Genomic DNA, 25,155 nt, shown 5'->3' on the forward strand with positions numbered 1-25,155 from the left:
ACAGGAAGGTCGCGCGTTCAGCGCCCCACGGGCGCGAACCAGTACTGGTACACGCTGCCTTCGTTCGAATACCAGGGCAAGAGGCCGATGCTGTCGGACTCCCGCTGTACCGTCAGCAGCAGGCCGCCCCTCTCGGGCCGCAACAGCGCCACGTGGCGCCGCACGCCCATGGACTCGTACTGGCGCCAGTCATGCCGCACGCTGAGCCACAGCCGGCCCTGGCTGCAGCCGCTGACACGCCGGATGCCGTCAGGCCGGGACGGCCGGGCCGCGCTAGGCCGGGCCGCGCTAGGCCGGGCCGCGCTAGGCCGGGCCGCGCTAGGCCGGGCCGCGCTAGGCCGGGCCGCGCTAGGCCGGGCCGCGCCAGGCAAGGCGGCGGGATCCTGCGCGCCATTCAGCTGCGCCAGATGGCCGGACGAGCGCGCGCCCTGTCCGTCCAGCGCCAGCACCTGCCATCCGTCCGCGGCGGCCGTGAAGGCCACCGTGGCCTCGGGTCCGGAGCGCCATTCCGGCAACGGATTGTCGTCCATGCCCGGCAGGTCCAACGGGTACCTCAGGAAATTGCGCAGGTCCAGCAACGCGCCGGCCTCGCGATCGCCCGAGACGAACTCGCCTTGCGCCCGGTAAGTGGCGGCCAGATCGGGGCATTGCGCCGCATCGGCAGGCAAGGACGCAAGCGTGCCGTCCCGGAAGGGCGGCCAGGTCACGGCCACGCCGTCGACCTTGGAAGCGCCGCAGCCGCTCAGCATCAGCGCGGCCAGCGCCAACAGGGCGAGCCTGCCCATCCCCCGCGCTCCGCATACCGCTGCATTCATGGCTGTCCCTATTCTTCTGCCGGCCGCGCGACCCGCGCCGCGCCTGCGATGATCGGCCTGGCGCGAACTATATCCGAATCCTGGCCGGCCGAATCCCGGCCGGCCGAATCCCGGCCGGCGTTGCCAAGCGCGCAGCGCGGGAGAATAATCGGCATCTCCCTCCCGACCCGCGCCATGACACCGTTCCGAGGCAAGCTCCGCATCCGGCACCTGGAAATCGTGCTGACCGTCGCCGAATTGGGCAACCTGTCCAAGGCAGCCGCCCAGTTGCACAGCACGCAGTCCGGCCTGTCGCGCGCCATCGCCGAAATCGAGGAGCTGGTCGGCGCGCGGCTGTTCGAGCGCACCGCCAAAGGCACCACCTGCACGCCGCTGGGCGAAACCATGTGCCGCCACGCCCGCCTGCTGCTCACCGATTTCCGCAAGGCCGAGATCGACCTCGCCGCGGTCTCGCGCGGCGACGAGGGCAGCCTGACGGTAGGCTGTTTTTCGATGTTCGCGGGCTGGCCGGTGGCCGAGGCCGCGCGCGCCTACCGCCAGGCCTATCCGCGCATCACGCTCACTATCGAGATCGGCACGCATGAACGGCTGATCGAAGACCTGGACGCGGGCGCGCTGGACGTACTGATCAGCCGCTTCTCGTCCACCGTCAATCCGCATATCTACCGCTCCACCACGCTGCTGGAAGATTCGGTGGTGCTAGCCTGCGCCACGCATCACCCCTTGACCCTGCTGCCCGGCGCCACGCTGGCCGATTACGTGGCCTACCCCTGGATCACCGCCCTGCCCGGCAGCCGCATCCGCGGCGAACTGGAAATGTCGCTGCGCCAGGCCGGCCTGGAAATTCCGGATATGATCGGCGCCCTGTCGCTGGAATTCGGCCGCGAAATGCTGCTGGACGGCCTGTACCTGTGGATGCTGCCCGGCAGCGTGGCCGCCATCCGGCAGGCGCGCGGCGAACTGGTGGTCCTGCCGGACAGGCCTGTCCTGCGCAAGTCGCCGCTGGCAGCCATCTGGCGCCGCGACCGCCCCAGCACGCGGCAGGCGCGCGCCTTCGCCGCCCAACTCCAGCTCGCCATCCAGGCCGACGCCATCGCGCTCACGGCCTGAGCCTGCAAGCGCATTGCGCGTTATCCTGGACAGGCAACACTTTTTTTGATCGGAGCACCCATGTACGACTGGCTCAACGCACTGCCCAAGGCGGAACTGCACCTGCACCTGGAAGGTTCGCTCGAACCCGAGCTGCTGTTCCGGCTGGCGCAGCGCAACGGCGTGGCGCTGCCGTGGCCGGACATCGAGTCCCTGCGCGCGGCCTACGACTACGGCAATCTCCAGGAATTCCTGGACCTCTATTACCGCGGCGCGGACGTGCTGCGCACCGAGCAGGATTTCTACGACCTGACCTGGGCCTATCTGCTCAAGTGCCGCGAGCAGAACGTGGTGCACACCGAACCGTTCTTCGATCCGCAGACCCACACCGACCGCGGCGTGCCCTTCGAAGTGGTGTTGGGCGGCATCAGCCAGGCGCTGGAAGACGGCCGCAAGCAACTGGGCGTGAGCAGCGGGCTGATCCTGAGCTTTCTGCGCCACCTGCCCGAAGAGCAGGCCATGCGCACGCTGGAAGCCGCCCTGCCCCACCGCGACGCCTTCATCGCGGTCGGCCTGGACAGCAGTGAAATGGGCTTTCCGCCGCGCCTGTTCCAGCGCGTGTTCGAGCGCGCCCGCGCCGAAGGATTGCCCGGCGTCGCCCACGCGGGCGAGGAAGGGCCGCCCGAATACATCTGGGAAGCGCTGGACCTGCTGAAAGTGCTGCGCATCGACCACGGCGTGCGCGCCGCCGAAGACCCGGCGCTGATCGCGCGCCTGATCGACGAGCAAATTCCGCTGACCGTCTGTCCGCTGTCCAACACCCGGCTGCGCGTGTTCGAACACATGCGCGAGCACAACATCCTGTCGCTGCTGGACGCGGGCGTAAAGGTCACCGTCAACTCCGACGATCCCGCGTATTTCGGCGGCTACGTCAACGAGAACTTCCACGCGCTGTACGACCATCTGGGCATGTCACGCGCCCAGGCCCAGGCCCTGGCGGACAACAGCCTGGACGCGCGCATCCTCAAGTAGCAAGCGCGCCCCCAGCCCAGCCATGCGGATTGCGCATGGCAATGTTCGAAACCTGCATGCCTGGCGCGGCTCATTCCTCCCTACCATAGTCCGACCGCCGCGGCGCCTGCCGCGGCCGGGCCATGGACCAATACACAGGGGGCAGGATATGAGTCAGTTGGTAGAGGCGGCGCTGCAGGCAGGCACGCTGACCGGCGTGCAGCAAGGCGGCGTTTGCCGCTACAGCGCCATTCCCTATGCGCAGGCGCCAATCGGCCGCCTGCGCTTCGCGCCGCCGCAACCCGCCGCATGGAACGGCAAACTCGACGCCACCCGACCGGGACCGGTCGCGCCGCAATTGCCCTCGCGCCTGCGCGGCGCCATGGGAGACTTCAACGCCGAACAATCCGAAGACTGCCTGCACCTGACCGTGTGGACGCCGGCCGCCGACGGCAAACGGCGGCCGGTGGTCGTGTGGCTGCACGGCGGCGCCTGGCAAAGCGGCGGCGGCGCGCTGGACTGGTACGACGGCGCGAATCTGGCGCTGCGCGGCGACCTGGTGGTGGTCGCGGTCAACTACAGGCTGGCCGCGCTGGGCTGGCTGTATGTGCCTGGCCAGACTGCCAACGCGGGCCTGCTGGATCAGGAAGCCGCCATAGCCTGGGTGCTGGACAACATCCAGGACCTGGGCGGCGATCCCGAACGGCTTACGGTCATGGGCCAATCGGCGGGCGCGTCCTCGATCTGCGCCATGCTGGCGCGCAAGCCGCGCTTCTCCCGCGCCATACTGCAAAGCGCGGCGCTGGGCCGGGGCTTTCGCAGCGCGAAGCAAGCCGACGCGCTGGGGCAAGCCTTCCTGCGGGCCGCGGGCGCCGACTCCCTGGAGGCCGCGCGCGAACTGCCCGTGACGGCATTGCTGGCGGCGCAGCAGGCGCCCGCCGTGGCCGAAGTCCTGCGCGCCGAGGGCAGCAGCCGCAGCCAGTTCGCCCCGGTGCTGGACGGCCAGGTGCTGCCGCAAGACATCGCGCCCGCGCTCGAGCAGGCCGCGTCCCGCGCCGACGTGCTGGTCTGCTATACCCGCGACGAAATGGCCGCCTTTCCCGGCAATGGCAGGGATGCGTCCGACCAGCAACTGGGCGACGAGGTATTCGGCGCGCCATCGCGCCAGTGGGCGCGCGACGCCGCTGCCCAGGGCCGCCAGGCCTGGCTGGCGCGCTTTGACGTGGCGCCCACGGCGAACTTCGGCGCCTGCCATTGCATCGAGCTGCCCTTCGTCTTCGACACGCTGCCGGCATACGCCGGCGCGCCCATGCTGGCCGGACTGCCGCCTGCGCAGGCGCGGCAACTGGCCCAGGCCACGCAGCAGGCATGGATCGCCTTCATCCGCGGCGACGGCCCCGGCTGGCCGGCGGCGCCGCATATGCAGATCCTGGCCTGAGCGCGGACCGCACGCGCATCGGCGCGGGCGCACTCGGCCCGCGCCTCAAACACATCAAAACAAGGGGAATTCCATGTTCAAGCAAACCGTGCTGGCGCTGGCGCTGCTGACGCCGCTGGCGGCCACCGCCGCCTATCCCGACAAACCCGTCAAGATCATCGTCTCCAATCCGCCTGGCGGTCCTGTCGACGTCATGCTGCGCGTGCTGGCCAGCAAGCTCGGCGCCGCCTGGGGCCAGCCGGTGGTAGTGGAGAACAAGCCCGGCGCCTCCGGCATCATCAGCACCGGCGCGCTGGTCAAGTCCGCGCCGGACGGCTACACGCTGGGCATGGTGGTCGCCTCGTCCGTCACCATCGTGCCTTTCGCCGTGGACAGCCTGCCGTTCGACACGCAGAAGGACCTCAAGCCGATCTCGCTGGTCGCGCGCACACCCTTCATTTTCATCGTGCCCAAGGACAGTCCGCTCAAGACCTGGGAAGACTTCGTGCGCGAAAGCAAGGCGCGCAACCTGAGCGTCGGTTCGTTCTCCATCGGCACGGCGTTCCACCTGGTCTGGGAACAGACGGCGCGGCGCGCCGGCATCAAGGCCCTGTACGTGCCCTCGTCCTCGTCGGGCAAGACGCAGAACGACCTGATCGGCGGCCAGCTCGACGTCGGCCTGGACGCGCCTTCGAGTTCCAAGGGCCTGATCGACAGCGGCCGGCTGCGCGCCCTGGCGATCACCAGCCCGCAACGCTTCGGCGGCCTGCCCGACACGCCCACGCTGGAGGAATCAGGGCTGAAGGGCTATGCGCCGCAACCGTGGATCGGGTTGATGGCGCCCGCCGGCATTCCGGACGACCGGGTCGCGCTGATCCAGAAATCGGTGGCGGACATTCTGAAGGAACCCGCGATGCGCGCGCAGATGGAAACCCTGGGCATGATCCCGATCGGCAGCACGCCCGAGGAACTGGCCGCGACCATCGAGGCCGACCGCGCCGACATGGGGCCGCTGATCAAGGAATTGGGCATCAAGCTGCAATAGCGGCGATCACGGAGGGGCGGGCCTCAGCCCGCGCCCAGCGTGCGCAGGAACATCGCCGACAAGGGGCCGGATAGCGCCTGCGCGTCGCGCCGGCCCTGCGCAATACTGGCGTCCACCGCGCCATGCATGCCGTGGTAGAGCACGATGGCGGTCAGCGCCGCATCTTCCAGCTGCCAGCAGCCGGCGCGCGCGCCCGCCTCCAGAATGGCTTCCAGCTGTTCCAGCACGGCGCTTTTCTCGGCCACGCCGCGGTCGGGATGCTGGGCGTCGTGGAACACCACGTCATGCAGCTCATAGCCGTCGAAGTAGGCCTCGACACCCGCCCGGGTCCAAGCGCGCAGCCGCGCCACGCCGTCGTCCGGCGCACAGGCTTGCACCTCGCGGTCGATATGGTCCAGGAACCCCTGCGAGAACTTGGCCCGCAGCGCCGCCAGCATGTCGTTCTTGGAAGTGAAGTAGTGATAGAACGTGCCCTTGGCCACGCCCGCGCGCTCCACGATCTCGTTGATGGTGGCAGCCTCGACGCCCTTCTGGATGAAAAGCGCTGCCGCGGCCGCCATCAGTTCGTCCAGCCGCACGGCGGCCGGTTTGGTGCGGGGTTTGGGAGCGGCGTCCGGGCCTGGCAAGGCAGACGGGTCGGCGGGAGCAGGCATATCGTTCAGGGTCGGTTCAGTAGCAAGGCGCCAGTGTAGAGGAGGCGCGGGGACAGGGCCAAAATTTGAGAATCGTTCTTCTTTCAATTGACCGACGGTCGGTCGATGAATAGAATAACGCTTCCCCTACTCTGCGTCCCGCCATGCATCCCGCACGCCGCCGCGCCCTGGTCCTAGCCGTCAACCTGGGCAGCTTCATCACCATCCTGGACATCAGCATCGTCAACGTGGCCCTGCCCACCATGCAGGCGGCCCTGCGCATCGACATGGCCGGGCTGCAATGGGTGGTGGACGCCTACGCCCTGTTCCTGTCGGCCTTCATGCTGTCCGCGGGGCCGCTGGGCGACCGCTACGGCCGCAAGCGCTCCTGGCTGGCGGGCGTGCTGCTGTTTACCGCCGGATCCGCCCTGTGCGGCCTGGCGGACAACCTGACGGCGCTGCTGATCGGCCGCGCCGTGCAGGGCGTGGCCGGCGCCCTGCTGGTGCCGGGCGCGCTATCGCTCTTGACCCAGGCCTTCCCCGATCCCAAGGAACGCGCCCAGGCCATCGGCATCTGGGCTTCCTGCAATGCGATTTCGCTCATCGTGGGCCCCATGCTGGGCGGCGTGCTGGTGGCCCACTTCAACTGGCAGAGCATCTTTCTCATCAACCTGCCGGTGGGAGCGCTGGCCATCGCGCTGGGCGCCTGGAGCATCACGGAAAGCGCCCATCCCGAACACGCCGCCTTCGACCCCGCGGGCCAAGCGCTCAGCGTGCTGTGGCTGGGCGCGCTGACCTATGGCCTGATCGCCGCCGGCGAACACGGCTGGGCCGCGCCGCAAGCCACCGTTGCGCTCGCCATCGCGGCCGCCGGGCTGCTCGCCTTCCTGTGGGTCGAGCACCGCGCCGCGCGGCCCATCCTGCCGCTGGGGCTGTTCCGCGACGCCGGCTTCGCCATCACCAACTTCGCGTCTTTCGTGCTGGGCTTTTCCGCCTACAGCAGCCTGTTCTTCTTCTCGCTCTACCTGCAACACGTACGGGGGCTGTCGCCGCTGGCCACCGGCTGGCAACTGGCGCCGCAGTTTGCCGCGGCCGGGCTGGTGTCGCTGGTATTCGGCCGCCTCAATCTGCGCTTCGGCCTGCCGCGCCTGATGATCGCCGGCTTTGCGTTCATCGGCCTGGCCATGCTGGGCATGACCAGCTTCGAGGCCCACACGCCGTATGCGGTGTCCGGCGCCCTGCTGGTGCTGCTGGGCCTGGGCACCGGCCTGGCGGTTCCCTCGACCAGCATGGCCGTGATGGCCACGGTGCCGCGCGAACGCTCCGGCATGGCCTCGGCCACCATGAACGCGCTGCGCCAGACCGGCATGACGATAGGCATCGCGCTGTTGGGCGCGCTGATGAGCGGGCGCGCCATCGAAGCGCTGACGGGCTCGCTGTCGCGGCTGGGCGCGCCCGACGCGCAAGCCCTGGCGCGTGCCGCCATCACCTTGCATGAGCTGCCCGGCCAACCTGGCAACGCGGCGGAATTGGCCGCCGACGCACTGGCCGGCGGCTTCCATGCCGCCATGCTTTTCGCAGGCACGGCATCGCTGCTGGCGGCGCTGTTGCTGCTGTTCCTCGCGCGCGGCGCGAAGAACGTTCTACGCACCGCATGAACCCCGGATTCCGGCGCGCGGAATTCCATTCGCCGGAATCAAAACGGCCTGTTTTTAAGCGTTGGTAACAAACGCGCCCGCCTTCTTGCGCTTCGGTAAGATCCTCGTCCAATAACAGGTTAACAACCACGAGGAGAGCAAAACATGCCTTACCGCAAACCCCTGTTCCGCCTGGCCCCGCTGGCGCTCGCCGCGCACCTGCTGATGTCCGGCCCGGCCGCCGCGCAAAGCGCGCCCGGCACCCAAGGACCGCTGGTTCCGGCGCCCAATCCCGCGCTCGCCGCGCAGATCGATCAGCGCGCCAAGGCCATCGAGGACAAGCTCATCGCCTGGCGCCGCGACATCCATGAACACCCCGAACTGGGCAACCAGGAAAACCGCACCGCCAAGCTGGTCGCCGACCACCTGCGCGCGCTGGGCATGGAAGTGAAGACGGGCGTGGCCGGCACCGGCGTGGTCGCCGTGCTCAAGGGCGGCAAGCCCGGCCCGGTGGTGGCGCTGCGCGCCGACATGGACGCGCTGCCCGTCAAGGAACAGGTGGACCTGCCCTTCGCCTCCAAGGCCAAGGGTACCTATCTGGGCAAGGAAGTGGACGTGATGCATGCCTGCGGCCACGACACCCACACCGCCATCCTGATGGCCACGGCCGAAGTGCTGGCCGGCATGAAGGACCAGCTCCCCGGCAGCGTGAAGTTCATCTTCCAGCCCGCCGAGGAAAGCCCCGCCGACTTCGAGCCGGACGGCAAGAAGATCTGGGGCGCGAAGATGATGGTGCAGGAAGGCGTGCTGGAAAATCCCAAAGTGGACGCCATCTTCGGCCTGCATGTGTCCAGTTCGTATCCAGTGGGCAAACTGTCGTGGCGCAGCGGCCCCGCCATGGCCGCCGCCGACCAGTTCTGGATCGACGTCACCGGCAAGCAAACCCATGGCGCACGGCCCTGGTCGGGCATCGATCCCATCGTGGTCAGCTCGCAGATCATCCTGGGCCTGCAGACCATCCCCAGCCGCCAGATCAACAGCATGCTGGAGCCGGCCGTCATCACCGTGGGCGCGATCCACGGCGGCAACCGCATGAACATCGTGCCGGACAACGTCGCCATGACAGGCACCATCCGCACCTATGACGAAGGCATGAAGAAGGACATCCACCAGCGCATCGCGCGCACTGCCGACATGATCGCGCAGAGCGCGGGCGCCAAGGCGGACGTGCGCGTGGTGGAGCTGTACAACGCCACCGTCAACAATCCCGCGCTGACCGAGCAGATGGGTCCCACGCTGCGGCGCGTGGCGGGTGAAGGCAACTACGGCCTGCAGCCCAAATCCACCGCATCGGAGGACTTCTCCTTCTACCAGGAGAAGGTGCCGGGCATGTTCTTCTACCTGGGCGTGACGCCCAAGGGCACCGACGTCGAGAAGGCCGCGCCCAACCATTCGCCGCGCTTCTACGTCGATGAGTCCGGCCTCATCAACGGCGTGCGCGCGCTGTCGAACCTGACCGTGGACTACATGACGCAGGCGCAGAAAGGCAGCTGATCCGCGCGCCTCGCGCGCTTGAAGCAAGCCCGCCGCCGCCCGCGCCGGCTAGGCCGTTGCTTCGAAACCCGGGTGATACGCGACCTGGCCTTGCGCCGGGCGCGTGTACACCTGGGCCATGAAGTACTCCGGCGGTACGCCGGGATAGGTCAAGCCAGGCATCTGCGCAAAGCCGAATCGCCCGTAGTACGCCGGATCCCCCATGACCACGCAGCCGGCGGCGCCCAGCGCTTTCAAGCGCTCCAGGCCGTCCCGGACCAAGGCCGCGCCGATGCCCTGGCCTTGCAGTTCGGGCAGCACCGCCACCGGTCCCAGGCCATACCAGTCCGCCGAGCCATCGCTGACCGTCACCGGAGAGAAGGCGACGTGGCCTGCGACGCGTCCATCCACCCGAGCCACCAGCGACAGCGTCAATGCCCCCGCCTCGCGCAGCGCGTTGGTGATGTAGCCCTCGGTCTGCTGGCTGTGGGGATGGTCTTTGAACGCGGCTTGCGTCAGCGCGAAGATCGCGTCGCGGTCGCCCGGCGCTTCGGGGAGGATATGCATGCCTGTACTCCTGTCGATCCAGGCGCAAAGTGTAGCCGGGCATGGTCGCCATTCCGCATTGACGCCTGCCGGCACGGTGGCTACAGTGGCCGACAGCCCGGCGCCGCGTCATCGCATAGTCGCCCAGCCCCTTCCGAACCACCCGCGGCGCGCCGCGGCCCTACTCTGGACCCTTATGAACAGCTACCGCGTCGGCATCGCCGGCTTCGGCGCCATCGGCCAGGCCGTGGCGCAATCCCTGGACGCCGGCCTGCCCGGCCTGACGCTCGCCGCCGTGGCGGTGCGCGATCCCAAGGCCCCGCCGGCCTTTGCCTGGACTCAGGCCGCGCCCGCCTACACCACCATCGGCGCGCTGCACGAGCACTGTGACGTGGTGGTGGAATGCGCGCCCGCCGCGGTGTTCCGCGACATCGCCGAGCCCGTGCTGCGCGCCGGCAAGAAGATGGTGGTGCTCAGTTCCGGCGCCTTGCTGCGCCATGACGACCTGATCGAACTCGCCCGCCAGCACCACGGCCAGATCCTGGTGCCCTCGGGCGCCATCCTGGGCCTGGACGCCATTACCGCCGCGGCCGAAGGCGTCATCCATTCCGTCACCATGATCACCCGCAAGCCGGTGCGCGGCCTGCTGGGCGCGCCCTACCTGACCGACAACAACATCGACATCGCGGACATCACCGAGCCGCGCCTGATCTTCCGCGGCTCGCCGCGAGAAGCGGCGGTGGGCTTTCCGGCCAACCTGAACGTGGCGGTCAGCGTGTCGCTGGCCGGCATCGGCCCGGACAAGACCACCCTGGAAATCTGGGCCGATCCCTCGCTGGAACGCAATCTCCACCGCGTCGAAGTCGTGTCCGACTCGGCCTCGTTCTCGATGGAAATCCAGAACATTCCGTCGGCCAACCCCAAGACCGGCCGCATCACTGCGCAAAGCGTGATCGCCGCGCTGCGCAAGCTGACCGGTCCGCTGCGCGTGGGCACCTGATCGCTGCCGGGCGGCTGGGCGCCGACTAGGCCGCCGCCCGCTGCAGCCCGCCGGACCGGCCATCCGCGGGCTGGCGACGCTGCGTGGAGCCGCCCGCCGCGGCCATCGGCCCGACCCGCCAGTTCCCCGCGCCATCCAGATCCAGCCTGTCCGTGTGGAAGGCGTCGAGCGTGCTGCGATGCCCCACGCTGACCAGCATGCAGGATGGCAGCTCCTCGCGCAGCAGGCTATACAACGCATGTTCCAGCCCTTCATCGGTGGCCGACGTGGCCTCGTCCAGGAAGACGATGGCGGGTCGGTTGTACAGCACGCGCGCGAACGCCACGCGCTGCTGTTCGCCTATGGACAGGATGCGGGACCAATCGGCCACCTCATCCAGCCGGCCGGCCAGATGCCCCAGATTGACCTGCCGCAACGCATCGGCCAGGCGCGCATCGTCCTCGGGTTGCGCCAGCCCCGGATATGCGACCGCGCCACGCAGGTCGCCCAAGGGCAGATAGGGACGCTGCGACAAGAACAAGGCGGAGGCGCCCTGCGGCCGCCGCACCAAACCCTGCGCGTACGGCCAGAGACCGGCCAGCGCACGCAGCAAGGTGGTCTTGCCGCTACCCGACGGCCCCTTGATCAGCAGGGCCTGGCCCGGCCGCAAACTCAGGTTCAGATCGCGCAGCAGGACCGTGCCGTCGGGCCGCGCCACCTGCACGTCCTCGATCTCCAGGCCGTCGGGCAAGGGCTCGGTCTGCACTGAGGGCAACGCGCGCGCGGCCTCGTTGGCGTCCAGAAAGCCGTTCAGCCGGTCCAGCGTGGCGCGGTACTGCGCAAAGGTGTCGTAGGAAGTCCGGAAGAAGGACAGGGAATCCTGCACTTGTCCGAAGGCCTGCGAAGTCTGGATGACATCGCCCAGCTTGATCGCGCCGCTGAAGAAACGCGGCGCCTGCAGGATGAAGGGGAACACCACCGCGACCTGGCTCACCGACAGGTTGAAGCCGTCGAACTTCAGCCCCCGGTACACACGCGCCCACAGGTTGGCGATATAGGCCGAGAAACGCGTCCACAAGGTCGCGCGCTCCACGTTCTCGCCTTGATAGAACGCCACGTTCTCGGCGTTCTCGCGCAGGCGGACCAGCGCGTAGCGGAAGTTCGCCGTTAGCCGTTCGGACAGGAAATTCAGCTTGATCAGCGGCCGCCCGATCTTGAACGCGAACAAGGTCGCCACGATCACATACAGGTACACCATGAACACCATGGCGCGCGGGATCTCCACGCCGGCCACAGTCAAGGCGCCGGACAGGCCCCACAGAATGGAAGTGAACGCCACCAGCGAGACCACCGCGCTCAGCGCGCCGATCGCCAGTGTGCGCGAGCCCGTCACGAACATGGCGATGTCCTGCTCGATGCGCTGGTCGGGGTTGTCGACCGGAGCGTCGACGAAATGACCACGGTAATAGGCGCCCGCGCCCAGCCAGTCGCGGGTCAGGCGATCGTTGAGCCACACGCGCCAACGGATGTCGAAGGCCTGTCCGGCATAGCTGTCGGCCAGCGTGCGCACCACGTGCACACAGGCCAGCACCGAGAATATGCCCAGGAAACGCCAGAACGCGCTTTGATCCAATGCCTGCAGCGCGCTGTAGAAGCCGTTGTACCAGAACGAAAACAGCACAGTCATGCGCACGGCGAACATCGCCAGGAACAACAGCAGCGCCAGCATCAACAGGGGACGCCAGCTGCGCCGAGGGTTCAGATACGGCCACGCCAGCCGCCAGAACTTGCGTCCCCAGTCCGTGTAGCGCGCGAGCATGCCCACCACCAGCACCAGCACGACGGCGGATATGCCAAACGCATGCGCCAGCCAGAGCCCGCTTTCCGCCAGTTGTTGCTGCCAGTTCAGATCCATGAGTCGATTGCCCTCCGATACGCGTTTCTGGTTAGACGAGACGCGCGCATCGAGTTCCGGCGCACAGGCCGTTTTAAGCCTGGCTTAAGCGTTCTGGCAGGGTGAGCGAAAGCGATCTGACAGCAAGCGCCTGCCTCGCAGGCCGGCAGGCTTCCCGCGGCGGCTATCATGGACACCTGAGCAGCAATCCGGCAGGTACGGGACGATGGACAAGATCCGGCTAGACAAATGGCTATGGGCCGCGCGCTTCTATAAGACGCGCAGCCTGGCCGTGCAGGAAATCGGCAAGGGCCGAGTATTGGTGAACGACCAGCCCGCCAAGCCCGCGCGCGAGGTCGCCCCCGGCGACCTGGTCACGGTGCGCAAGGAAGACCCGGCGCTGCACGTGCGGGTGATGGGCGTCAGCGGCGTGCGCGGCCCAGCGCCTGTCGCACGCCAGCTCTACGAGGAAACGCCCGAAAGCGTGGCGGCGCGGGAGCGCGCAGCGGAAATGCGCCGCCTGGCGCCCGAGCCCGCGCTGGGCATAGAGGCCGGCCGCCCGACCAAGCGCGACCGGCGGCTGATAGACCAGATGCGCGGCAAGTAATCCGGCCGCGCTGACGACGATCAACTTTCTTTTTCGCAAGCCCATCATGAAAAGCAGTTCTACAGGCGGCCTGGTCTATTCCACCGACGGCGGCCGCATGTGTCCCGAATGCCGCAAGCCGCTGCCGCAGTGCCTGTGCAAGCAGGCCGCCCAGGCGGTTCCCGCCGGCGATGGCGTGGCGCGCGTATCGCGCGAAACCAAGGGCCGCGGCGGCAAGAGCGTCACCGTGGTCAAGGGCCTGGCGCTGGATGGCGCGGCGTTGAACGCGCTGGGAAAGCAGCTGCGCAACGCCTGCGGCTCGGGCGGAACGGTGAAGGACGGCGTGATCGAAATCCAGGGTGACCACTGCGAGCGCGTCATGGAAACCCTGCAAAAACAAGGCATCCGCGCCAAGCGCGCGGGCGGCTGACATCGACGGAGTACTAGCAATGACCGATCTGCAAACCAGCGATGTCGCCAGTTGGCACGCCCATGTGTATTTCGACGCCGCCAGCCGCGACGCAGCGCACGCGCTGCGCGAACGGATCACCGCGCGCTTTGCCGGCAAGATGGAAATGGGGCGCTTCCATGAGCGCCCCGTCGGCCCGCATCCCCAATGGAGTTACCAGATCGCCTTCACGCCGGATCATTTCGCGGAGATCGCCACCTGGCTGACCCTGCATCACGGGGCGCTGGACGTCTTCATGCACCCCAACACCGGCGACTCGATCCGCGACCACCGCGACTGCGCCGTCTGGATCGGCCGCAGCTACACGCTGAACCTGAAGGCGCTGGGGGCCTGAACGGCTACAGCGCGCGGCCCACGATCAGCGAATCCAGCGCCATCATGGGATCGCCGCTCTTGCCTTCGTACGGCAGGCGGCTGAGCACATAGCGCATCGCATTGATCCGCGCGCGCTTCTTGCAATCGGACTTGACCACCACCCAGGGCGCGTCGGCCGTGTCGGTGTGCGCGAACATGGCTTCCTTGGCGCGGGTGTAGTCGTCCCACTTGTCCAGCGAGGCCAGGTCCACGGGGCTGAGCTTCCATTGCTTGAGCGGATGCACCTTGCGCTGCAGGAAGCGGCGGCGCTGTTCTTCCTGGCTGACCGAGAACCAGAACTTGATCAGGTGGATGCCGCTGCTGACCAGATGGCGCTCAAAATCCGGCACCTGGCGCAGGAAGTCCAGGTATTCGTTCTGGGTGCAGAAACCCATCACGCGCTCCACGCCGGCGCGGTTGTACCAGGAGCGGTCGAACATGACGATCTCGCCTGCGGTGGGCAGGTGCTGCACGTAGCGCTGGAAGTACCACTGGCCCTTTTCCGTGTCGGACGGCTTCTCCAGGGCGACCACGCGCGCGCCGCGCGGATTCAGGTGTTCCATCATGCGCTTGATGGTGCCGCCCTTGCCCGCGGCGTCGCGGCCTTCGAACAGGATCACGACGCGCTGGCCGGTGGCCTTGACCCAGGCCTGCAGCTTCAGCAGTTCGACCTGGAGGCTGTATTTCTGCTTTTCGTAGTTACGGCGCAGCATGCGGTGGCGATAGGGATAGACGCCTTCGCGCCAGTCCGCGGCCAGCTCATCGTCGGGGTTGCGGCGCACGCGCGGCGCCGCCGAATTGGCTTCCACCAGCGCGCGGTGCACGGCCTGCGCATCGTCCGGCGACAGCTCCTCGATGACCGAGCGCAGCGCCTCGCGGGAATGGGCCGGCGCGCTGACGTTGTAGCGGCGGGCAATATCGGCCAGGACCGCCACGGTCTCCTGGCGCGCGGCATCCTGGCGGGCGACGACACGCTTGCGCACATTGAGAGCCGGCTCGGCGGCGGCTGCCGCGGATATGGGATCAACAATCGCGGGGGCCTTGGCCGCACGCGGTTTACGGCTGGTGGTCACAGGCGTGACCACTGTCTTGACCACCGTCTTGGCGACCGGTTTGGTGGACGTGCCGGCGGTGCGCCTGGCGGCGCGCTTGCGCGGCGCCTCGGCGATGGCTTGTCCGGTGGCTGGGGTGGTCTTGTCTGTCATCGATCCTGTCCTCGCTACGCTGATCGTCCTGTCCGCGGCTGCCGGGCTTGCGCCTGCGGCCTTGGTCGGGAAAAGCGCAAACGCTACCCCGAGCCCTGCCCTGCGGACTTGACCTCGATCAAACGTTGTAACATTTTTGCGGCAACGAAGGCCGCTACACTGGCCTCCCCTTATCCGCCCCCGCGCCATGTGGTCATTCATCAAACGGCTGCTTGCCGGTCCGACACCGCCCGAAAATCCCCTGAGCGAGAGCGTATGCTTCGACGAAGCCGGCTTCACGCGCAGCAGTGAGCTGGCGCGCGCCCTGGGCCAGCAGGAGTTCTGGCCCTGGAGCGACATCCAGGAATTCGGATTCCGCTACACGCAGGCCATCTACCCCGATCCCTGGTCGGGCGACTACATGGAGGGCCTGTGGTTCCTGCGCGTGCCCAGCGACGGCGGCGGGCTGATGGCCATGGAGCTCGACGAGGCAACGCTGGACGTCGAACGCCTGCCTCCCGCCCTGCTGCACAACATGCCCGGACTGGACATGGGCGCGCTGCGCGCGGGGCTGGCAGCCGCCGCGCGCGGACCGCGCAACTTCGAGTGCGCGGGAGAATGGGTAGCCTGGCGGCGCGGCACAACCACGCCCCCCGCGGCCGCTACAGCCGGTCCAGGCCCTGCCTGAGATCGGACAGGATGTCTTCAGGCGTCTCCAGGCCCACTGACAGGCGCAGCAAGCCCTCGGACAATCCATAGCGTTCGCGGTCCTCGGCCGTGTAACTGGCGTGCGTCATCGACGCGGGATGCTGGATCAGGGTTTCAGGATCGCCCAGGCTGACTGCGATGCGCGCCAGCTTCAGACTATTGAGCAGCGCGCGGCCAGCGGTCAATCCGCCCTTCAACTCGAACGCGACCAGGCCGCCGCCCGCCGATTGCTGGCGGCGCGCGATCTCGGCCCCCGCGGTATCGGCCAAGCCGGGATAGAACACGTCGGCCACCGCCGCATGCTCGCGCAGCAGCTTGGCCACCCGCAAGGCGGATTCGCTATGGCGCGCCACGCGCAATTCCAGCGTCTTGATCCCGCGCAGCACCAGGAAAGCCGTGAAAGGCGACAAGGTGGCGCCGGTGAAGTAGCGCAACCCCTGCAGCCGGATCGCGTCAATGTGCTCCTTGCGGCCCAGCACCGCGCCGGCCAGCAGGTCGCCGTGGCCGCCCAGGTACTTGGTGGCCGAATGCAGCACGATGTCCGCGCCATGCTCCAGCGGCCGCTGCAGCACCGGCGTGGCGAAGGTGTTGTCGACGATGGTCAGCACACCCTTGCCGCGGGCGATGGCGGACACCGCCGCGATATCCACCAGGCGAAGATTCGGATTGGCGGGCGTTTCAAAGTAGACGGCGCGCGTCTTGGGGCCGATGGCCGCGGCCACAGTCTCGGGACGGGTGAAGTCGGCGAACACCGCGCGCACGCCAAACCGCGCCAGGCCCTGCGTGAACAGGGTGAAGGCGGTGCCGTACACGATCTGGTCCACCACGATCTCGTCGCCGCTTTGCAGGAGCGAGAACAGGGTGGCCGAAATCGCCGCCATGCCGGAAGCGGTCACAACGCCCGCTTCGGCGCCCTCCAGCGACGCCAGCCGCTCCTCCAGCAGCGCCTGCGTCGGATTGCGCGTACGCCCGTAGACGTAGCCCTGCTTCTCGCCCAGGCGGATCTGGTCGAAGGCCTCGATGCTGTCCTGGGTGTAGGTGGATGTCAGGTAAAGAGGCGGCGCCAGCGCGCCCTGCTCGTCCAGCGGGTCGTAGCCCAGGTGGATGGCGCGCGTGGCGAAGCCGTGTTGCGTGGACTCGGTCATGTCAGTGTTCCTGTGTTTTCAAATATGGCCGGAGCGTCGGGCTGCGGCACAGAGTCAGCGTTTGTGGTCGGCGCGGCGCGACAGCCATTCGCCGGTGAATTGCACAATGGAAACCAGCGCGATCAGGATCACGATCACCTCGAACATGACGCGGGTCTCGTAACGTTCGTAGCCGTAGCGGATCGCCAGGTCGCCCAGGCCGCCGGCGCCGACCGCGCCGGCCATGGCCGAGGCGTTGATCATGGCAATGACGCTGACCGTCATGCCGCCGATGATGCCCGGCAGGGCTTCCGGCAACAGCACGTGGCGCACGATGTGCCAGCGGCGGCAGCCCATGGCCCGCGCTGCCTCCACCAGGCCGTGGTCCACGTCGTTCAGGCTGACCTGGGCAATGCGCGCGAAGAACGGCACCAGATTGGCCGACAGCGGCACAATGGCGGCCCAGGTGCCCAGCGTGGTGCCCACCAGGAAACGCGTGAACGGCAGCATCGCCACCAGCAGGATGATGAAGGGGATGGCGCGGAAGGTATTCACCGTCACCGACAGGACCTTGTTGAAGCGCGGCCTGGGATACAGGTTGCCCGGCGCAGTGACGGTCAGCACCACGGCCAGCGCCAGGCCCAGAACGATGGCGATGACAGCGGATACGCCCACCATGGCCAGGGTCTGCAGAAAGGCCTGCAGGTATTTATCAAGCATCGGCAGCGACATAACCCAGCACCTTGATCTGATCGGCCACCAGCGCGGCGCGCGTGGCCTCTTCCTGTAATGCGCCCGCTGGCACGGAAACCAGCAGACTGCCTTGGGCGTGGCCGCGCAGGCGGTCCAGGCCGCCATGCAGCAGCGTCGCGCCGGGGCCGAGCGCCGCCAGCGCCTGCAAGGACACGCCCTGCGGGCGCCCCTGCCCCGTGAAGCGCAGCCGCAGCACCGCCACGCCCGCGCGGCCTTGCAGGTCGGGCACCAGCCTGCCCGCCAGGTCGGCCGGCAGGTCGTGCTGCAAAGGCCGCAGCAAGGCCCGTGTGGCAGCGGCCTGGGGGTTGCCGAACACGCGCCAGACCTCGCCTTCCTCGACCTTGCGGCCGCCGTCCAGCACCAGCACCTTGTGGCAGACCTCGCGGATCACTGCCATGTCGTGCGTGATCAGCACCACCGTCAGGCCCAGCTTGCGGTTGATGTCCAGCAGCAAGGCCAGGATCGACTGCGTGGTCTCGGGGTCCAGCGCCGACGTGGCTTCGTCGCATAGCAGGATCTCCGGCTGGTGCACCAGCGCGCGTGCGATGCCGACGCGCTGCTTCTGGCCGCCGGACAGCTTTGCCGGATAGGCGTCGGCCTTGTCGCGCAGCCCCACCAGTTCCAGCAGTTCCTCCACCCGCGCCCGCGCGGCCGCGGGCTTCACGCCTGCCACGCGCAAGGGCAAGGCCACGTTCTCGGCCACCGTCTTGGCCGACAGCAGGTTGAAGTGCTGGAAGATCATGCCGATGCGGCGGCGCAGGCCCACCAGCGCATGCTCATCCAGGCTGCCCACATCGACGCCGTCCACCAGCACGCGGCCGGCGCTGGGCCGCTCCAGCATGTTGATGGAACGCAGCAGCGTGGACTTGCCCGCGCCGCTGCGTCCGATGATGCCGAACACCTCGCCGCGGGCGATGGAGAACGACACGTCGGACAAAGCGGCCACCGGCCCCTGCGCGCCCTCGTAGCGCTTTTGCAAACCTTCGAAGACGATGTGCGCGTCGACGGCCGGCGTTTGCGGCGCGGCGTCGGCCAGCCCGCTCACGGAAAATTCGTGTTGCATCATTGCCCGCTTCCAGCCTCAGAAAACCGGAATGACCGAACCTTCGTACTTGCTCAGAATGAACTGGCGCACCTCTTCGGAGTGGTAGGCCTTGACCAGTTCAGGCACCCAGGGCGCGTTCTTGTCCTGTTCGCGCACCGCGATGATGTTCACGTAGGGATTGTTTTCCTTCTTTTCCACCGCGATGCCATCGCGCGTAGCGATCAGCCCGGCCTGATAGGCGAAGCTGTTGACGATGGCCGCGGTGTCCACGTCCGGCAGCGAGCGCGCCAGCACCACGGAGGCGCTTTCCACGAAGTTGAGCCTCTTGGGGTTGGCGGTCACGTCCGCCAGCGTGGCCGTGCCGGTGGCAGGATCGAATCCGTCCTTCAGCGTGATCAAGCCCTGGTCGCGCAGGATGACCAGCGCGCGCGTCTGGTTGCTGGGATCATTGGGGATGCCGACGCGGGCGCCCTCGGGCAGGTCCTTCAGCGACTTGTACTTCTTGGAGTAGAACGCGATGGGCGAGATCAGCGTGTTGGCCACGGACACGAGCTTGTAGCCGCGCTGCTTGATCTGGTCGTTCAGGAAAGGTATGTGCTGGAAGGCGTTGGCATTGAGGTCGCCGTTGTTGAGCGCCTCGTTGGGGCTGGCGGTGCCGGTGATGATGACGGGCTCCACCGCCAGGCCATTCTTCTTGGCGACCTGCGCCACCACCTCCCAGATCTGCTCGTCGACGCCGCCGCGCACGCCCACCTTGAGGGGCTTGGGATCGGCCGAAAACGCCGGGCCATGGAACATTGCCGCCGAAGCCAGCACCGCGCCCAGCAGGCGCTTGAAGAAACGGGAAGTCATATTGGAATCGCCTCTCAGGCTATGCGGTTATGAGAGAAACGATTCTAGGGAGGGGGACGGACCGCGCGAACGAATAGTTCGTTGAGTCCTTATTACAGGGGCGTTTGGTTATGGCGGCTGGGCATATGGTCCCGGCACATGTCCGGCCGCGCGGATCAGAAGGGCTTGACGACCACCAGCGTCACGATGACCGCGGAAGCGATGACAGTGAACGGCGCATACAGGTCCACCAGCGGCGGGCGCTTGGCGCTGCCGTTGGCCATGCGACGCAACGCCGCGCTCTGGATGCCGAGCAGCGCCGACAGCGCCAGCGCGAAGGCCACCTTGACCCAGATCCAGGTCATGGCAAACCAGCCGAAGGTCATGGCCAGGTGCAGACCGACCAGCCAGGTCAACACCATGGCCGGCGTGGTCACGTACAGCGTCCAGCGGCGCAAGGCGCCCAGCATCTTGCGTTCTTTCGGCGCTTCTTCACTGTCCTGCGGCTGCGAGGACAGCAGGAAGAGCGACACGAACAGCGATCCGCCCAGCCAGGCGACCACGGCCGCGACGTGGAGCATTTTCAGGAGTTGATAGGTCATGATGCCCGGCATTATCGCCGGATTGCGGACCGCGCCGTGTATCGGCGCGGCGCATCTGTTTGCGCTACGGCAAGCCGGCGCGGCGGCGCGGCCCTACTTGGCCGCCTCCGGGTCGGCCGGAGCCGTGGGCGTTGGTGTTGCTGCGGGCGCGTTGGACGCAGGCGCGGCAGATGCGGGCGCAGGCGCGGCGGACGGAGCCGTCGTCGACGCAGGCGCAGCGCTCGCAGGCGTAGCGGACGCGGGCGCGGCCGGCGAACTGGCGCCGCCCGCCGCTGGCGTTTTCGGAGATTCGCTGGCGCCATTGGCCGCCGCCGGATTCAGCGTGTCAGCCGGTTTGTCGGGCGATTCCGCCGGCTCGGCCGGCGCGATCTTGGGCTGCGGCTTTGCCCGGCCGGCCGCGGGCGCGGGCGGCGCGGCGGCAGCCTGCGCATCCGGCAGGAAACGCTGCAATAGCTGGAAAAACCCTTCATAGAACTTGGGCCGCGCAACCGTCTGGCTGCCCGTCTTCACCAGCGAGTCGTCGCTCGATCCGAACGGCATGGACACCTGGCCCAACACGCTTACGCCCACGCTGGCCGAGCTGTTGGTGCGCTTGATCGAGTAGCGGTCCTGCACCGCGTTGGCGAACACCGTGGCGCGCTCGTTCGCGCCGCCGTCGGAGGCGCATTCGATGTTGAAGGCGATCTGCGTGTGCTGTCCGCTTTCGTCCTGGAAATTCTTGTGTCCCGTGACCCGCGAACCCTCGAACTTGTCGATGTTGTAGCCCTGGCTCAGCAAGGCGCGGCGGCCGGCATCGCAGGCCGCGACGTTACTCGCGGCGACGGTGCGCGAGTAGGTGTTGTTCTGGGTGAAATCTTCTTTTTCGAACTCTGGCTTGGGGGATGAGCACCCTGCCAGGACGCCCGTCAGGACAAGCAAGGGGACCAGCAATGGACGGCGGTAAACAGGGGGCATGAATTGGGGTCCGGCATGGAACGGCGTGGGGCGCGGCCAGCCAGCATGGCGGCCCGCCCACTGCGCCAGGCACGGAACAGTGATGCGTAAAGCGTTCGTTATAGCGCATCCCCGGCACCAATTCTTTTACCAGGGATGTGTAGTTCAACGCAGAGGTAACAGGATTCAAAAAAGGGCCGCATCGTGGCCCCGGCAGCCCCTGGACGCCCCTTTCAGGACGACACGCGCGCGGGCTCCAGCGGCCGGAGGTCTTGCGTTTCCAGGTTCAGGCTGCGCCGGTAGTGCTTGCAGCCCAGCGCCAGCAAGGCGATGCACAGCACCGTCGCCACGCCGACCAGGACAGACATGGATTGTCCAACCGCCGCCGGACTCTTGAACAACCGGTCCGTCAACATGGCCACCGCAGTGGTGCCCAGCCCCAGCCCGATCAGGTTCGAGATCAGCAGGAACAGCGCCGACACCTGCGCGCGCAGCTGATTGGGAGGAAGTATCTGCATCGCGGCCGTCGAGGTCGGCATGGGAAACGACGCAAAGAACATGGCGGGCAGCAACAGCCCCACCGACAGCCACAGGGAATCCACCTGGGTGAAGATCACCGCCGGCACCGCCATGCCCGCCGCGCCGATCACCCCGGCGCGCAGCGGTGCATCGCTGTAGCCCCGCCGGGCCAGCCAGTCCATCAGCCAGCCGCCGCAGAACACGCCTGCGGTATTGGCGACCAGCACCACCACGCCCAGCATGTAGCCGGCATCCACCGGCGACATGCCGAACTTGCGCATGTAGAACGCCGGCGTCCAGCCCAGCAGCGCAAACAGCGCCATCGCATAGAACGAGAAGCCCAGGTAGTGGCAGAAAAAGGTGCGGCGATGGCGGCCGAGGAAGCGAAAAGTGTCCTTCATGGCGGGCTTCTGTACCTGCCCCGATGCATTGCGCCGCAGGCCCAGCCGCTGCGGATCGCGTACCGTCAGCAGGATCAGCAGCGCGATCAGCAGGCCGGGCAGTCCCACGATGAAGAAGGTCACCTGCCACGGGCGCATCGCGCCTACCCAGGGCAAGGTGACCGTGTCCACGCTCTTGAGCAGATCGATGACGTAGCCGCCGATCAGAAAAGCCATGCCGCCACCGATGAACGAACCGATCGAATAGACCCCGACGGCGCGCCCCAGTTTTTCACGCGGAAACATGTCGCTGAGCATGGAGTACGTGGCGGGCGACAGCGCCGCCTCCCCCACGCCCACGCCGATGCGCGCGAGGAACATCTGCGCGAAATTGCGCGACAGGCCACAGGCCGCCGTCGCCAGGCTCCAGAACGCGACGCCAATGGCGATGATCTTGGGGCGCGAATAGCGATCCGCCAGCAGCGCGATGGGGATGCCCATGAAGGCGTAGAACAGCGAAAACGCCAGCCCGTGCAGCAAGCTGAATTGCGTATCGGACAGTTGCAGATCGTGCTTGATGGGCTCGATCATCAGCGCCAGGATCTGCCTGTCGACGAAGGAAAATATGTACGCTAGCATGCATATCACCACGACGTACCACTCGTAGGCGTAGCTGGGTTTTGATCCGTGCCGCGGGCTGCCGTCAGTCATGGTTTGTTTCCCTTGTATGGTGGTGAGATCTGCCCATCGCCCAACGGGCGAGGTTGCGCCTCACTTGCTTGCAGGCCCATCTTTTGTAGGTCTTTGCGCGGCCAGCCTCTGTACGCCTGACGCAATGACTGTTCCCGCTGCGCAGGAAAGCATGTTCAACGACACCAATCCGCTGGACCGCCATTGCTTGCTGGACTCGGGCAACATCGCCGAGATCAAGGATCAGGTCAGCCAGCACCTATGGTCGCACCGCATGTGCGTGCCCCCGGGAAAACCCCTGCAGTCGCGGCTGTATGGCGTGTTCTTCGGCAACGCCGCGCTGTTCGATCTGCATTACGGCGCCGAGGTCGAGATCGACGCCGGCGACATCGCCAGCTACTACCTGATCCGCATCACGCTGCAAGGGTCCGGACTGATCACGCTGGGTAAGCGCAGCGCCTCCATGAACGCGGGCAGCCTGACCATCTCGTCGCCGTCCGAACGCAGCGTAATCCGCATCGGCCGCGACTGCCGCAACCTGATCCTGCGCATCGAACGCGAGGCGCTGGAACGCCAGCTGCAACGGCTGCTCGAGCGCCCCCTCAAACAGGCGCTGGTGTTCGACCTTCAAATTGAAGCCGACGCGCCCGGGCCGGTGGCGGTGCGTGAAACGCTGGACTATCTATGCCGGCTGTACCGCCATCCCGCCATCGAGGGCGTCACGCAGACTCTGGCCGCCGGTTTCTCGGACTACCTGCTGACGCTGCTGCTGACCCAGCTGCCGCATAACTATTCCACAGCCTTGCAGGCGGATCGCCGCCAGCCGCTGCCCCTGCACGTGCGCCGGGCGCGCGACTACATAGAAAGCCATCCGGACGAACCTCTTTCGCTATCGGACCTGGCGGCGCACTGCGGCGTATCCGTGCGCACGCTGCAAAACGGCTTCGCGCAGTTCCTGAAGCAAAGCCCCAGCGACTACGTGCGCAATCAACGGCTGGTCTTGGTGCATGCCGCGTTGGAGCAAGCCAGTGAAGGCGACAGCGTCACCGACATCCTGCTGCGGCACGGCATCGCCAGCTTCGGACATTTCGCCACGCATTACCGCAAGCGCTACGGCTGCCTGCCATCGGATACCCTGCGCCGCAACAGGCACTAGGCGCCGCCCGGCGGCGCTGGATTCGCTTGCCGGATCGGAACGCCGCTTGCGCGTTCGGCGCAGCCCCGCCTGCAAGCCGCCGCTAGGATCGAGACTCCACCAGACGGAGCTTGTCCATGAGAATCAGCGTCATAGGCGGCGGCCACGGCTGCTACGCGGCAGCGGCCGACCTGTTTGAAAAAGGCCATCAGGTGCGCTGGTGGCGCCGGGACTGGGCTGCATTCCAGGGATTGCGGGACGCAGGCGCGCTGGCCGTCACCGACTATCGCGGCAGCCGCCAGATCCCGCTGGGCGATGGCCCCCAGCAATTGCAGCTGGTGCGCGACCTGGCCGCGGCCGTGGGCGATGCGGAACTGCTGGTCATTCCCCTGCCGTCGACCACGCACGAAGCCCTGGCGCAGGAATTGGCTCCCCTGCTGCGCGACGGCCAAGTCGTGTTCCTGCCGCCTGGCACCTTCGGCAGCTACGTCTTCGCCCGCGCCATGAAAGACGCCGGCAATCCAGCGGATACCGCCTTTGCCGAGACCGGCACCCTGCCCTACCTGGCGCGCAAGCACGGCGAAAAGGTCGTGATCAGCGGCTACGCCACCCGCCTGCCTACCGGCGTCTTTCCACGCCGCCTGTCCGAGCACGCGCTGGCCGTGGTCCAGCGCGCCTACGCCAGCATCGAACCGATAGAGGACGGGCTCTCCGGCGCGCTGATGAATGCCGGTCCCGTCATCCACCCGCCGCTCATCATGATGAACGCGGGTCCGCTGGAGCACTTCGACAAATGGGACATCCACAATGAAGGCACGCAGCCTGCAATACGGCGCGTGACCGACGCGCTGGACGCGGAGCGCATCGCCATCCGCGTCGCCCTGGACTATGCCGCGCCGCACTTTCCGCTGGCCGACCACTACGCTGCCACGGGCGACGAATGGATGTACGGCCGCGGCGCTCACGGCAGGCTCACCGACAGCGGCGACTGGCGCGAGGACATAGACCTGCACACCCACCGCTACATGCTCGAGGACACGCGGCTCGGCCTGTCGTTCCTGGTGTCCGCCGGCCGCTGGGCGGGCGTGCCCACGCCGGTGGCCCAAGGCCTGCTGAGCCTGGCCAGCGCGGTGACCGGCCGCGACCTCTACGCCGAAGGGCGCACGCTGGAGCGCCTGGGCCTGGACCGCCTGTCGCGCGACGAGATGCGCGAGCTGTTGACCGAAGGCTGCTGAGACGAGGAT

General features: G+C 67.4%; 25 protein-coding genes. 13 read left to right on the forward strand and 12 right to left on the reverse strand.

Translation table 11 applies throughout. The features are described from left to right. Positions 1-17: 17 nt before the first annotated feature. Positions 18-785: a hypothetical protein gene (locus AC3WOB_RS22070; protein ID WP_492276189.1), complete on the reverse strand. Its 768-nt coding sequence runs from the start codon at positions 783-785 to the stop codon at positions 18-20. Between the two features lie 204 nt (positions 786-989). On the opposite strand from AC3WOB_RS22070, the gene AC3WOB_RS22075 reads away from it, so the two are divergent. The 4 genes from AC3WOB_RS22075 to AC3WOB_RS22090 all read left to right on the forward strand — a co-directional run bounded on the left by AC3WOB_RS22075 (position 990) and on the right by AC3WOB_RS22090 (position 5,377). Next, positions 990-1,925, forward strand: a complete 936-nt coding sequence (locus AC3WOB_RS22075) for a LysR family transcriptional regulator (RefSeq protein ID WP_492276190.1) — start codon at positions 990-992, stop codon at positions 1,923-1,925. A 60-nt stretch (positions 1,926-1,985) separates the two neighbouring features. Further along, complete coding sequence (locus tag AC3WOB_RS22080; RefSeq protein WP_492276191.1) at positions 1,986-2,936, forward strand: adenosine deaminase; 951 nt, start codon at positions 1,986-1,988, stop codon at positions 2,934-2,936. 148 nt (positions 2,937-3,084) lie between these two features. After that, positions 3,085-4,353: a carboxylesterase family protein gene (locus AC3WOB_RS22085; RefSeq protein WP_492276192.1), complete on the forward strand. Its 1,269-nt coding sequence runs from the start codon at positions 3,085-3,087 to the stop codon at positions 4,351-4,353. Positions 4,354-4,426: 73 nt separating this feature from the next. Next, positions 4,427-5,377 (forward strand): Bug family tripartite tricarboxylate transporter substrate binding protein, encoded by a 951-nt coding sequence (locus tag AC3WOB_RS22090; RefSeq protein WP_492276193.1) that lies wholly within the window; start codon positions 4,427-4,429, stop codon positions 5,375-5,377. A 23-nt stretch (positions 5,378-5,400) separates the two neighbouring features. Here AC3WOB_RS22090 and AC3WOB_RS22095 read toward each other — a convergent pair whose 3' ends face one another. Further along, on the reverse strand, positions 5,401-6,030 hold the full coding sequence (locus tag AC3WOB_RS22095) for a TetR/AcrR family transcriptional regulator (RefSeq protein ID WP_492276194.1): 630 nt from the start codon (positions 6,028-6,030) through the stop codon (positions 5,401-5,403). 143 nt (positions 6,031-6,173) lie between these two features. On the opposite strand from AC3WOB_RS22095, the gene AC3WOB_RS22100 reads away from it, so the two are divergent. Next, complete coding sequence (locus AC3WOB_RS22100; RefSeq protein WP_492276195.1) at positions 6,174-7,667, forward strand: MFS transporter; 1,494 nt, start codon at positions 6,174-6,176, stop codon at positions 7,665-7,667. Positions 7,668-7,811: 144 nt separating this feature from the next. After that, positions 7,812-9,200 (forward strand): amidohydrolase, encoded by a 1,389-nt coding sequence (locus AC3WOB_RS22105; protein ID WP_013394911.1) that lies wholly within the window; start codon positions 7,812-7,814, stop codon positions 9,198-9,200. Positions 9,201-9,248: 48 nt separating this feature from the next. Here AC3WOB_RS22105 and AC3WOB_RS22110 read toward each other — a convergent pair whose 3' ends face one another. Further along, positions 9,249-9,746 (reverse strand): GNAT family N-acetyltransferase, encoded by a 498-nt coding sequence (locus tag AC3WOB_RS22110; protein ID WP_492276196.1) that lies wholly within the window; start codon positions 9,744-9,746, stop codon positions 9,249-9,251. A 175-nt stretch (positions 9,747-9,921) separates the two neighbouring features. On the opposite strand from AC3WOB_RS22110, the gene AC3WOB_RS22115 reads away from it, so the two are divergent. Next, on the forward strand, positions 9,922-10,725 hold the full coding sequence (locus tag AC3WOB_RS22115; RefSeq protein ID WP_013394913.1) for an aspartate dehydrogenase: 804 nt from the start codon (positions 9,922-9,924) through the stop codon (positions 10,723-10,725). A gap of 25 nt (positions 10,726-10,750) precedes the next feature. Here AC3WOB_RS22115 and AC3WOB_RS22120 read toward each other — a convergent pair whose 3' ends face one another. Then, on the reverse strand, positions 10,751-12,619 hold the full coding sequence (locus AC3WOB_RS22120; RefSeq protein WP_492276197.1) for an ABC transporter ATP-binding protein/permease: 1,869 nt from the start codon (positions 12,617-12,619) through the stop codon (positions 10,751-10,753). A 205-nt stretch (positions 12,620-12,824) separates the two neighbouring features. Here AC3WOB_RS22120 and AC3WOB_RS22125 point away from each other — a divergent pair, with 205 nt between their 5' ends. From AC3WOB_RS22125 to AC3WOB_RS22135, 3 genes are read left to right on the forward strand one after another with little or no spacing between them, the layout of a single operon-like run. Beyond that, complete coding sequence (locus AC3WOB_RS22125) at positions 12,825-13,205, forward strand: RNA-binding S4 domain-containing protein (RefSeq protein WP_013394915.1); 381 nt, start codon at positions 12,825-12,827, stop codon at positions 13,203-13,205. Positions 13,206-13,251: 46 nt separating this feature from the next. Beyond that, positions 13,252-13,614, forward strand: a complete 363-nt coding sequence (locus AC3WOB_RS22130; protein ID WP_492276198.1) for a translation initiation factor Sui1 — start codon at positions 13,252-13,254, stop codon at positions 13,612-13,614. Positions 13,615-13,633: 19 nt separating this feature from the next. Next, a complete protein-coding gene (locus tag AC3WOB_RS22135; RefSeq protein WP_492276199.1) occupies positions 13,634-13,987 on the forward strand; it encodes a DOPA 4,5-dioxygenase family protein in 354 nt (117 codons plus the stop codon). A gap of 4 nt (positions 13,988-13,991) precedes the next feature. On the opposite strand, the gene ppk2 is transcribed toward AC3WOB_RS22135, so the two are convergent. Further along, positions 13,992-15,212: a polyphosphate kinase 2 gene (gene ppk2, locus AC3WOB_RS22140; protein WP_492276200.1), complete on the reverse strand. Its 1,221-nt coding sequence runs from the start codon at positions 15,210-15,212 to the stop codon at positions 13,992-13,994. Positions 15,213-15,399: 187 nt separating this feature from the next. Here ppk2 and AC3WOB_RS22145 point away from each other — a divergent pair, with 187 nt between their 5' ends. Then, a complete protein-coding gene (locus AC3WOB_RS22145) occupies positions 15,400-15,879 on the forward strand; it encodes a hypothetical protein (RefSeq protein ID WP_492276201.1) in 480 nt (159 codons plus the stop codon). On the opposite strand, the gene AC3WOB_RS22150 is transcribed toward AC3WOB_RS22145, so the two are convergent. The 7 genes from AC3WOB_RS22150 to AC3WOB_RS22180 form a co-directional block, all read right to left on the reverse strand. Further along, positions 15,854-17,044 (reverse strand): trans-sulfuration enzyme family protein, encoded by a 1,191-nt coding sequence (locus tag AC3WOB_RS22150; protein WP_492276202.1) that lies wholly within the window; start codon positions 17,042-17,044, stop codon positions 15,854-15,856. The two genes, AC3WOB_RS22145 and AC3WOB_RS22150, sit on opposite strands and share 26 nt — an antisense overlap. 54 nt (positions 17,045-17,098) lie before the next feature. Then, positions 17,099-17,755, reverse strand: coding sequence for a methionine ABC transporter permease (locus AC3WOB_RS22155; RefSeq protein ID WP_492276203.1), 657 nt, complete (start codon positions 17,753-17,755; stop codon positions 17,099-17,101). Continuing rightward, on the reverse strand, positions 17,736-18,842 hold the full coding sequence (locus AC3WOB_RS22160; RefSeq protein ID WP_492276204.1) for a methionine ABC transporter ATP-binding protein: 1,107 nt from the start codon (positions 18,840-18,842) through the stop codon (positions 17,736-17,738). The genes AC3WOB_RS22155 and AC3WOB_RS22160 overlap by 20 nt, the downstream gene beginning before the upstream one ends. A 15-nt stretch (positions 18,843-18,857) precedes the next feature. Further along, entirely contained in the window at positions 18,858-19,673 is an 816-nt protein-coding gene (locus AC3WOB_RS22165; protein WP_492276205.1) for a MetQ/NlpA family ABC transporter substrate-binding protein, read from the reverse strand. 155 nt (positions 19,674-19,828) lie between these two features. Continuing rightward, positions 19,829-20,254: a CopD family protein gene (locus AC3WOB_RS22170; protein WP_237709922.1), complete on the reverse strand. Its 426-nt coding sequence runs from the start codon at positions 20,252-20,254 to the stop codon at positions 19,829-19,831. Positions 20,255-20,347: 93 nt separating this feature from the next. Further along, positions 20,348-21,208 (reverse strand): DUF2242 domain-containing protein, encoded by an 861-nt coding sequence (locus AC3WOB_RS22175; RefSeq protein ID WP_492276206.1) that lies wholly within the window; start codon positions 21,206-21,208, stop codon positions 20,348-20,350. A 212-nt stretch (positions 21,209-21,420) separates the two neighbouring features. Next, positions 21,421-22,797: a spinster family MFS transporter gene (locus AC3WOB_RS22180; protein ID WP_492276207.1), complete on the reverse strand. Its 1,377-nt coding sequence runs from the start codon at positions 22,795-22,797 to the stop codon at positions 21,421-21,423. Between the two features lie 124 nt (positions 22,798-22,921). Between AC3WOB_RS22180 and AC3WOB_RS22185 the strand changes: the two genes are divergently transcribed. Both AC3WOB_RS22185 and AC3WOB_RS22190 read left to right on the forward strand, forming a co-directional pair. Then, positions 22,922-23,932, forward strand: coding sequence for an AraC-like ligand-binding domain-containing protein (locus tag AC3WOB_RS22185; RefSeq protein ID WP_492276208.1), 1,011 nt, complete (start codon positions 22,922-22,924; stop codon positions 23,930-23,932). 116 nt (positions 23,933-24,048) lie between these two features. Continuing rightward, entirely contained in the window at positions 24,049-25,146 is a 1,098-nt protein-coding gene (locus tag AC3WOB_RS22190; RefSeq protein WP_013394928.1) for an NAD/NADP-dependent octopine/nopaline dehydrogenase family protein, read from the forward strand. Positions 25,147-25,155 lie beyond the last annotated feature (9 nt).

This window comes from Achromobacter sp. FW305-C-30-7, from assembly GCF_058783105.1.

Coding starts and splice junctions, on each gene's coding strand:
- AC3WOB_RS22070 (WP_492276189.1), bottom strand. CDS start 785: ATGGGCAGGCTCGCCCTGTTGGCGCTGGCCGCGCTGATGCTGAGCGGC.
- AC3WOB_RS22075 (WP_492276190.1), top strand. CDS start 990: ATGACACCGTTCCGAGGCAAGCTCCGCATCCGGCACCTGGAAATCGTG.
- AC3WOB_RS22080 (WP_492276191.1), top strand. CDS start 1,986: ATGTACGACTGGCTCAACGCACTGCCCAAGGCGGAACTGCACCTGCAC.
- AC3WOB_RS22085 (WP_492276192.1), top strand. CDS start 3,085: ATGAGTCAGTTGGTAGAGGCGGCGCTGCAGGCAGGCACGCTGACCGGC.
- AC3WOB_RS22090 (WP_492276193.1), top strand. CDS start 4,427: ATGTTCAAGCAAACCGTGCTGGCGCTGGCGCTGCTGACGCCGCTGGCG.
- AC3WOB_RS22095 (WP_492276194.1), bottom strand. CDS start 6,030: ATGCCTGCTCCCGCCGACCCGTCTGCCTTGCCAGGCCCGGACGCCGCT.
- AC3WOB_RS22100 (WP_492276195.1), top strand. CDS start 6,174: ATGCATCCCGCACGCCGCCGCGCCCTGGTCCTAGCCGTCAACCTGGGC.
- AC3WOB_RS22105 (WP_013394911.1), top strand. CDS start 7,812: ATGCCTTACCGCAAACCCCTGTTCCGCCTGGCCCCGCTGGCGCTCGCC.
- AC3WOB_RS22110 (WP_492276196.1), bottom strand. CDS start 9,746: ATGCATATCCTCCCCGAAGCGCCGGGCGACCGCGACGCGATCTTCGCG.
- AC3WOB_RS22115 (WP_013394913.1), top strand. CDS start 9,922: ATGAACAGCTACCGCGTCGGCATCGCCGGCTTCGGCGCCATCGGCCAG.
- AC3WOB_RS22120 (WP_492276197.1), bottom strand. CDS start 12,619: ATGGATCTGAACTGGCAGCAACAACTGGCGGAAAGCGGGCTCTGGCTG.
- AC3WOB_RS22125 (WP_013394915.1), top strand. CDS start 12,825: ATGGACAAGATCCGGCTAGACAAATGGCTATGGGCCGCGCGCTTCTAT.
- AC3WOB_RS22130 (WP_492276198.1), top strand. CDS start 13,252: ATGAAAAGCAGTTCTACAGGCGGCCTGGTCTATTCCACCGACGGCGGC.
- AC3WOB_RS22135 (WP_492276199.1), top strand. CDS start 13,634: ATGACCGATCTGCAAACCAGCGATGTCGCCAGTTGGCACGCCCATGTG.
- ppk2 (WP_492276200.1), bottom strand. CDS start 15,212: ATGACAGACAAGACCACCCCAGCCACCGGACAAGCCATCGCCGAGGCG.
- AC3WOB_RS22145 (WP_492276201.1), top strand. CDS start 15,400: ATGTGGTCATTCATCAAACGGCTGCTTGCCGGTCCGACACCGCCCGAA.
- AC3WOB_RS22150 (WP_492276202.1), bottom strand. CDS start 17,044: ATGACCGAGTCCACGCAACACGGCTTCGCCACGCGCGCCATCCACCTG.
- AC3WOB_RS22155 (WP_492276203.1), bottom strand. CDS start 17,755: ATGTCGCTGCCGATGCTTGATAAATACCTGCAGGCCTTTCTGCAGACC.
- AC3WOB_RS22160 (WP_492276204.1), bottom strand. CDS start 18,842: ATGATGCAACACGAATTTTCCGTGAGCGGGCTGGCCGACGCCGCGCCG.
- AC3WOB_RS22165 (WP_492276205.1), bottom strand. CDS start 19,673: ATGACTTCCCGTTTCTTCAAGCGCCTGCTGGGCGCGGTGCTGGCTTCG.
- AC3WOB_RS22170 (WP_237709922.1), bottom strand. CDS start 20,254: ATGACCTATCAACTCCTGAAAATGCTCCACGTCGCGGCCGTGGTCGCC.
- AC3WOB_RS22175 (WP_492276206.1), bottom strand. CDS start 21,208: ATGCCCCCTGTTTACCGCCGTCCATTGCTGGTCCCCTTGCTTGTCCTG.
- AC3WOB_RS22180 (WP_492276207.1), bottom strand. CDS start 22,797: ATGACTGACGGCAGCCCGCGGCACGGATCAAAACCCAGCTACGCCTAC.
- AC3WOB_RS22185 (WP_492276208.1), top strand. CDS start 22,922: ATGACTGTTCCCGCTGCGCAGGAAAGCATGTTCAACGACACCAATCCG.
- AC3WOB_RS22190 (WP_013394928.1), top strand. CDS start 24,049: ATGAGAATCAGCGTCATAGGCGGCGGCCACGGCTGCTACGCGGCAGCG.